We start from the raw sequence: 1,198 nt of genomic DNA, 5'->3' as shown, positions 1-1,198 counted from the left end.
GACTGCAACACCCCCAACACCCGAACACACTCCGCCCGCACCACCTCCGGGCCCGCACCACCACCAACACGCAGCACCACCACATCCGGCACCACGTCCGGCACCACACCGACCGAACCCAACCCCTCCCACACCACCGACGACACATCAGCCACGGCAGGAACAGCCACGGGAGCCCAGTCCACGCGGTGGAGCCAGTCGCGGAACCTCGCCGACGACGTGGTCAGCCCGTCCGCGGCGAACTCCCGCAGGGCCAGCCGTGCTACCGACGCCACCGGAAGCCCGGACGCATCCGCGATGTCCAGCGATACAGCGCCCTCGTCCTGTGAATGCACCCGAACCCGAAGTGCCGTGGCTCCGGATGCATGGAGTCGCACGTCCGTCCAGGAGAAGGGCAACCGAGGTCCGTCGCCGGTGGTGCCCCGTACCGCGACCGTCTGCAGAGCGGCGTCGAACAGTGCTGGGTGCAGTCCGTAACGTCCCACGTCCGCGGCGTCCTGTCCGGGCAGTGCGACCTCGGCGAAGACCTCGTCCCCGCGCCGCCACGCGGCCCTCAGCCCCTGGAACGCGGGCCCGTAGTCGAGACCGGCTTCGGCCAGCCCTTCATAGAAACCGTCGAGCGCCACCGCCTCGGCCCCGGCGGGCGGCCACTGCACGAGGTCGAACGTGTGCGACTCACCGGTGTCTGCCGCCAATGTGCCTGTCGCATGCTCGGTCCAGGCCGCTTCCGGTTCCGCGTCGGCGCGGGAGTACACGGTGATGCCTCGGCGGCCGGCCTCGTCGCCGCCATCGACGGACACCTGGAGCTGCACGCCGCCGCGCTGAGGCAGGACCAGCGGCGTGCTCATGGTCAGTTCCTCGATCCGGTCGCATCCGACCTGGTCACCCGCCCGGAGGGCGAGCTCCACGAAGGCGGTACCAGGCAGCAGCGTGGCGTCGCCAATGGTGTGGTCGGCCAGCCACGGCTGCGTACCGGACGCGAGACGGCCGGTGAGCACCACTCCGTCGGATCCGGGCAGCGGCAGCGTCGCACCGAGCAGCGGGTGGTCCGCCGAGCTCAGGCCCATCGATGCCGGGTCTCCGGTCGCTGTTGTCTCCTCCAGCCAGTACCGCTGATGCTGGAAGGCATACGTCGGCAAGGCCACCCGCCGGGCACCTTGCCCCGCGAACACACCCTCCCAATCCACCGGCACACCCT

Annotated in this window: 1 protein-coding gene; it reads right to left on the bottom strand. The window is 70.5% G+C overall.

Going from position 1 to position 1,198, the window contains the following annotated elements:
- Positions 1-1,145, bottom strand: a 1,145-nt coding sequence (locus tag ACZ4NB_RS38715; RefSeq protein WP_467667753.1) for a polyketide synthase dehydratase domain-containing protein, incomplete at its 3' end; no start/stop codon positions are given.
- Positions 1,146-1,198: the final 53 nt, after the last annotated feature.

This window comes from Streptomyces sp. NPDC026575 (assembly GCF_055567415.1).
This window is presented reverse-complemented; position numbering and strand designations above follow the sequence as displayed.